The organism is Streptomyces sp. NPDC059003 (assembly GCF_042740445.1).
In the GTDB taxonomy this organism is placed as follows: Bacteria; Actinomycetota; Actinomycetes; order Streptomycetales; family Streptomycetaceae; genus Streptomyces.
In genome coordinates this window covers 1-7,381 of the sequence record NZ_JBHYJH010000285.1, presented here as the reverse complement: position 1 = coordinate 7,381, position 7,381 = coordinate 1, and the positions used below count along the sequence as shown (strand labels likewise).

1 protein-coding gene is annotated in these 7,381 nt (G+C 70.5%); it reads left to right on the top strand.

What is annotated here, in order from left to right; translation table 11 throughout:
* Positions 1-295: 295 nt before the first annotated feature.
* Positions 296-7,381, top strand: a 7,086-nt coding sequence (locus ACFWZ5_RS43445; RefSeq protein WP_384892606.1) for a hypothetical protein, incomplete at its 3' end; no start/stop codon positions are given.

Below are 7,381 nucleotides of genomic sequence, written 5' to 3'. Positions count from 1 at the left end.
GGATGGCAACCACCATCCGACGCGCCCGCCTTGCTGTGACCCGCACAACCCACGCACGCACGCACGCGCGCTCCCCGCCCCTGGAGCTCGTCGCGATCCCGCTGCCGCGGCCCGGTTCGCCGGGTGAGGAATTCCGCCGTGCAAGACGTTCGGAACCCAGTCTCCCACCGTGCGGGAAACCGGCGCCGGGGGTGGTGGCCGACCTCGGTCCCCGCCCCAGGCGCCGCCGAGGATCAGTTCACGTGCGGGGCACCACGTCCGGGCATGGCACCTCCCGCGCGGGAGGGAGGCATCGTTGCGCACCGACCCACCGGATGCCGCCAGCCCGCCCCAGGACGTCGACGACGCCGACCACTCCTCCGGTACCCCGCTTCACGATCCGCCAGAAGAGCCCTTCGACCCCGCCCAGTTGGACCCGGAGCCGATTCCGGCACGCCCGTTCTTCACGTCCCTGACCGAGGTCCGCAAGACACACCACCGCAGGTTTGGCCAGCTTGCCCAGCTCGCCCCCGGCGGTCGGCACGTCACCGTCAAACCAAGCCGCCACAGCCGCAAGGTGGAAGTCCTCAACCTCCCCGACGGCTCCATCGCCACCCAGACCACGTACCCCACGCACTGGGATGCGGGCCAGGCAGCTGAACTGCTGGTGCGCAAGCAGCAGTGGCAGGACGCCGAGCGCCTGGGCGCAGCGGTGCACCCCGGCCCGTATGCGGACGTGGCCACGGACGAGGGGTGGTCCGAGGCCGGCGAGGCGCTCCGTCTGGCACAGCAGCACATTGCTGAAGCCTGGGCTGCGTGGGAGATCTCGCCGCACCGCGCGACGCTCGCCGGCAGCCGGACCACGGCCAAGCTGACCCGGGCCCTGGACGCAGCGTGGCAGCGCCGCGGTGGTGATCCATGCGCGCCGGCCCTGAACAACCGTGTCTGCGGCCATGTGGAGATCCATCGGGCCGCCATCACCCTGCAAGCGGCGTGGGATCCGCACGGAACGCAAGGCGATGGACTGCGGCTGCTGGCTCGCCTGACAGGATGGGATGCCCACCGGACGGCGATCACCGTCAACTGCAGAAGCGAGGCCGTTGAACGGCAACAGGCCGCCAGACAGCAGCCACAAAGTGCCGCACAACAGGCGCCGGAAGCACCTGCCGCAGCCGGAGCCGCCGCAGCTGGTGCGGCGGTGCTGCCTGCTGCCGCCCAGCCGGTCACCGGCGCGCCCGGGTACCACTTCACCCGGGCGGGCGGCCTGATCGACGCCACATTCGCCGTCTACGGCCCCGACGGCACGCTGATCGCCACAGCCCGGGACACCATCGACGGCGTCATCGGCGATGTCGACGGCGTCCGTATCCCCGGAGGGGAGTGGCGCAGCACGCGCTTCGCCTTCCTCGCAGCCCGCCAGCATCAGGCGGCATCCCTGCCCGAGGAGCAGCGGGACAAGGCCTGGGTCGAGCTCACCCGGGAGGGCGGGGCCGTCGTCCACGGTGCGCACCGGGACAACCCGCAGGACAAGAAGGCCTGCCAGACCCAAGGACACTTCTACTGGAAGCCGTCGATCGGCAAGTACGGCAGTGGATCGCAGTGGAAGCGTGCCACCGTCGACCGCAACCTGACCGCCGTCCTCACCGAGTTCGCCGCCCAGGGCAGGCACGTCCTTGTCCGCTCCCCGGCGCAGGCCCGGGAAACCAAGGAACCCGCGCCGTCCGGCATGCGCCCGGAGGTCCTGGTGCAGGAGCTGGACGAGCTGGACCGGGCCATCAGTTACTGGAACTCCCGCTACCGCGACGGTGACGTTCCTGCCCGGATCTCGGCCGCCATGGCACGTCGCACCCTGCTGCGCGCCGAACGGGCCCGCCATCTTCTGCAGGACCTCGCCCAGCGGCCAGCGCCCCGGGATGTGCCCGCTGTCCAGGCTCTGCTGGACGAGCGAGAGGAGCTGACCAGCCAGCAGCGCTCGTATGCCGACACCGACGCCCGCGAGGAGATCGAGAGCCGCCTCAAGGCTCTCGACGCCGAGGTCCGGCACCGTGCAGCCCTGGAGATCGCCGCCCGCCCCGACCCTGCAGCACTGGAGCAGGTGGGCATCAGCAGGGAGCAGGCCGAACTGATCACCCTCCACCGGGACTACACGTCCGGAAGCGATGACTGGGAGATCATCGCGCGGCGCATCCGTGCCCTGGGCACCGCCTGGTCCGTGCACGAGCTCCGGCACCTGCGCGCCCTGGAGGATCCGGCCGGTCTCTCAGAGGTAGCCCTCGAGCGGCAGCTGGAGAAGCTGCACCGGCGCAAGGGCGGAGTCAGGGAGGTTTCCCAGGAGTACGAAGACGCTCTGGGCCAGCGCCAGCAGGCACTGCGGGCCGAGATGGAACGGCGGGACGAACTGACCTACCAGAGCGCCATCGCCAGGGTCACGCTGGCCGACGAGCACGGCAGCGTCTGCGTCGACGGCCAGGCCTATGGCACCATCTCCTTCAGCAAGAGGGACCAGCAGTGGCTCTCTCGGTACCAGCCGGCACATGGCCTGGGGGAACGGCGCACGCCGGGGCGCTCCCGCGCGGCCGTCATCGGCTCCACGGTCCAGGCCTACGACGAGGACTGGGACATGGAGGGCGCCCGCACCTGGGGCCCCTACACCCACCTGACCATTCCCAAGGCGTACAGCACCGCCTACGTCGAGTACACAGCGGCAACACGGCGCCGCGCACGCACGGCCACGCCCGAAGCCCAGCACCTCGGCGAGCTCATCTCCCAGCGGTCGTCCCAGCACCAGGCAGCAATGATGCGAGTGCCCAGCGGCCTGCTGGCCGAGCTGGAGCGGCAGACCCATGCGATGGTCGCCATGCTGCGCGCCGTCCACCTGGACCGTGAGCAGGACAAGAGCGACCGGGACCGGGCGGGCCGGCAGATCAAGGCGACCGCGCCGGTGCTGCGGGAGATCCAACACCTGCGGGACCAAGCGCGGGCCCAGGGGTGGGACGATGACCGCACGGTCATCTCCCGCAAGGACCTGGCCGACCAGGTCGCCGGGCTGGCGGCCAGCACCCGCGAGGGGAGCGAAGGTGGACCAGTTCGGGCAGATGGCCCTCGAGCACTGGGAGCACCAGTACCCGCAGGCGCTTCATCAACTGCACGATCCGACAGGGTACTTCACGGACCTGGGGATGCGCGCGCAAGCGCGGATCGGCGAGCTGATGGCCGAGATCCAGCAGGCGATGGACCCGACGGACGACTACCAGGAGCGCATCGGCCAGCACAATCAGGCCCGGGCCATGGCACAGGAGAAGGTCCTGCAGGAGCTGGTGTTCGCCCCGCCCCCCACCCCGGGCTAGCGCTGCCGCGGTTCACCTACACCGGCCAGCACGCCTTGGAGGGCGCCGACCCGGTGGCCAAAGCCCAGGCCAACTGCGCCGCGATCGCGCTGAAAGAGGAACTCGAGGCCTCCGGACGGGCGCTGAGGGCCGCCGACCGAGACATTCTGGCCTGCTTTTCCGGATGGGGCTCCCTCCCGGCGGTCTTCGCGCCACGGCCCCGGGACGGTGATCCGGTCTTCGGGCCCGGAGGTGAGCGTGAGGGGGCCTTCGAAGCCGCTCTGGAGCAGTGGCAGCGCTTCGCCAGCGTGCGGGGCGAGCTGGGACGGCTGCTGTCGCCCACACAATGGCGCGCGGCCGCCGGCTCGACGGTTTCGGCGTACTACACCCCGCCCGACGTCGCCCGCGCGATGTGGGCCGGGCTGCAGGCCTTCGGCTGGGACGGGGGAGAAGGGCTGGATGCGGGGTCGGGCATGGGGGTGTTCGCGGGCACCGCCCCGCAAGGGGTGCGGCTGACGTGTGTGGAGAGCGAGACGACCACCGCCGAGCTCTCCCGCCTGCTCTTTCCGCACATCACCGTCCTTGGGGAGTCGTTCGCCGAAACCGACCTCCCGCCGGACACCTTCGACTTCAGCATCGGCAATCCCCCCTTCGCGAACATCGCCGTCTTCGACCCTGCACCGCACCGCGACGGGCATCTGATCCACAACTACTTCCTGATCAAACAGCTGGAGCTGCTGCGGCCCGGCGCCTACGGCATCTGGATCACCTCCGTGGGCACGCTGGATGCGCGCCGCTCCAGGGCCCGCGAACAGATGGCCCGGCATGCCGATCTGATCGCCGCCTACCGGCTCCCGGCCCGCGTCTTTGCCCGCTCCGCAGGCACCGACGTGGTGGTGGACGTGGTGGTCTTCCGCAAGCGCATGCCCGGCGACCCAGTGCGCGACCCGTCCTGGCTGCGGTCCGAGCCCTACCGCCTGGGCTCCCACAGCCCCGACCTCAACGGCTACTTCCACCGCCACCCCGAGCACATCCTGGGCCAGCTCGCCATGCGCACCACCCAGCGCGGACCCGAACTCACCGTCCACGGCAACGCCGACATCGCAGCACACCTGGAAGCCGCCCTGCGCGCCACCGCTGTTCAGGCAGCAGCCGACGGCCTCGCCTACCGCCCTCACCCCCAGGGGCCCGACCGGCCCCCGCTCCAGTTCCAAGAGGCCCGAACCAAACACGCCAGCGACTTCTCCGGCCGCCTGTTCACCGACGACAACGGCACCATCTGGCAGCACAACAACGGCCTTGCCCCCATCGAGGCCATTCCCGCCGACGGCGACACCACCCAGCTCCACCAGCTGATCCTGCTGCGGGATCTGGCCCTCCAGCTGCGCGCCCTGGACGCCGCCGCGGACGCCGACCGCACAGCAGCCGACGAGCTGCGCGCCCGCCTGAAGTCCGCCCACAGCTCCTACACCCGCCGCTGGGGCCCGCTGTGCCGCCCAGGCCAGCATCTGTCCCGCGCGCACCGGCCCGCTGCGGCAGCAGGGGAGACGCGGCCGCGTCCCACCGCGTGGGGCTGGTTCCTGATGGACCCGCAGTCCGCCAGTGTGCTGGGACTGGAGCGGTGGGACAAGGACACCCAGGCCCCGGTCCTGGCCTCCATCCTCGATGCGCGTGCCGAGGCCCAGGACACGGCCCTGGAAGCCACCGACGACCCCCACACCGCCCTGGCCGCCGTCCACGGCGCCACCGGCCGTGTCGACCTCGGCGAGATCGCCCGCCTGCTGGGCGTGGACCTCAAGCAGGCCCGGGCCGCGCTGGGTACCGACGTCTTCGACGACCCCGATCCGCGCGGTGCGGGCGAACTGGTTCCGGCATGGCTGTACCTCAGCGGCGCCGTACGCGACAAACTCCGCATCGCCACCGAAGCCGCCCGCCGTGATCCCGCATTCCAGGTGAATGTCACCGCCCTGACCGGCGCGATGCCCACGCCGCGGAAGATCGGCGAATTCAAGGCGAAACTCGGCGCCGCCTGGATCCCCGAAACCCTGGTCCAGGACTACCTGCGCCAGCGCCTGGGCGATCCGACGCTGGTCGTCGTCCACACCCACGCCGGGTGGACGATCAAAGCCCATGCCGTCCTGGACGCCGCCAACGCGTTGCACGGCACCCCGCGGCGCCGCGCCGTCGACGTCGCGATGCGCGCCCTCAACGGCGGTACCACACAGATCATGTGCCAGGAAGTCCTCCACCTCGCCGACGGGCGCACCCGCACCCTGCAGCTGGTCGACGAGGACGCCACCCGGGAGTTCCGGCAGAAGGTCGATGCGATGCGGGCCGGGTTCGAGGCCTGGGTCCTGGACGGCGAGGAGCGCCTGCGTGCCCTCACCGACGCCTACAACACCCAGATGAACGGCCACGTCCTCACCCGCTGGGAGGGACTCACCCCGCCCGCGCAGGGACGGACCAAGGAACGCACGCTCCAGGCGCACCAGAACGCCGCCGCGGCGCGGATGCTGCACTCCACGTCGGTCATCGTCGCGCACGAGGCCGGCCTGGGGAAAACCACCACGGCCATCGTCGGCGCGATGGCGCTCAAGCAGGCCGGACGCATCCAGCGTCCCTTCGTCATCGCTCCGAAGAAGGCGCTGGGCGTGTGGGAGGGCGAGGCGCACTTCCTCTACCCCAACGCCCGCATCCTGACCCTTCGCACCGCAGACCTCAAGGGCGCCAGACGGCGTCCGCTGCTGGAGTACCTGCGCAGCGACGCCCACGTGTACGACCTGGTGATCTGGCAGGAAGAGGCCTTCCAGTCCGTTTCCATGAGCCCGCAGTGGCAGGAGTGGTACGAGGAGGAGGAGATCCGGCTCCTGGCCGAGCAGATCTCCGCCGAGAAGAGCCGCCTTGGCGTCGAGCTGCGGCACACGGTTCTCCAGGAGCGCCTCGAGCGTCGCCGCCAGGAGATCCGCCGGGCCAAGGCTCCTCGACGCCGTCCCGGTGAGATCTACCTCGACGACCTCAGACCCGACTACGCGATCGTCGACGAGGCCCACCGCTACAAGGGCCTGTCCATCAAGTCGGGACTGCTCTCCAACGCTCCCGAGGACTCCCTGCGGGGCATCCACCTGCACCAGCTCACCACCTGGCTGCACCACGTCCGTCAGCGCCAGCCGACCCTGGCCCTGCTGACCGGCACACCGCTGACCAACACGATCGCCGACATGCACAACCTGCTGCGCCTGGCCGACGACAGCGTCCTGAAGGCCTTCGCCGTCCTGCTCTTCGACGACTGGGGCATGACCTACGGCGAACTCGTCACCCGCATCGAACAGGCCCCCGACGGCTCCGGCATCAAACTCGTCGAACGCTTCTCCCGGTTCGTGGACCTGCAGTCGCTGATGACGATGTGGCTCACGGTCGCCGACGTGATGCTGGCCGAGGACGCCGGGATCGAGCGCCCCGCCATCCGCGGCGGCAAGGCCAACCTGGTCCTGGCCGACGACACCGCCCAGCAACGGAGTTACGGCAAGGAGCTCATCGCCCGCGGCACCGCCATCCACAACGGCGATGCCCGCCGCGCCTGGCTGGAGGAGCTGGCGGCCTGGGAGGACGCCGGGCGCCCCGGCGGGCTTGAGGCCGCGCCCAAGGCCGACATCATGCTGTCGGTCACGACCGACGGCCGGAAGATCGCCCTGGACCCGCGGCTGTTGCGTGCCGACGCCGAGCCCGGCCACAAGATCACCGTGACCGCGCAACTGGCCGCAGAACTCCACGAGCGCACCAAGAACAACCGCTACACCTACTCCAAGAGCGACCTGCGGCCCCACCCGACTCCCGGCGGGCTCATCCTGATCTTCTGCGACCTGGGGACACCAGGCACCAAACGGGGCACCAGCGCGACCGGGTTTTGCACCTACGACGCCCTCAAAACGGAACTCATCCGCTGCGGCGTGCCCGCCGACAAGATCGCCTACATCCATGACGCCGGGGACGACCCCGAGGCGCTCGCGGACCTCACGGCGAGAGCCTGGGACGGCCGCATCAACATCCTGATCGGGTCCTCCGAGAAGATGGGCGAG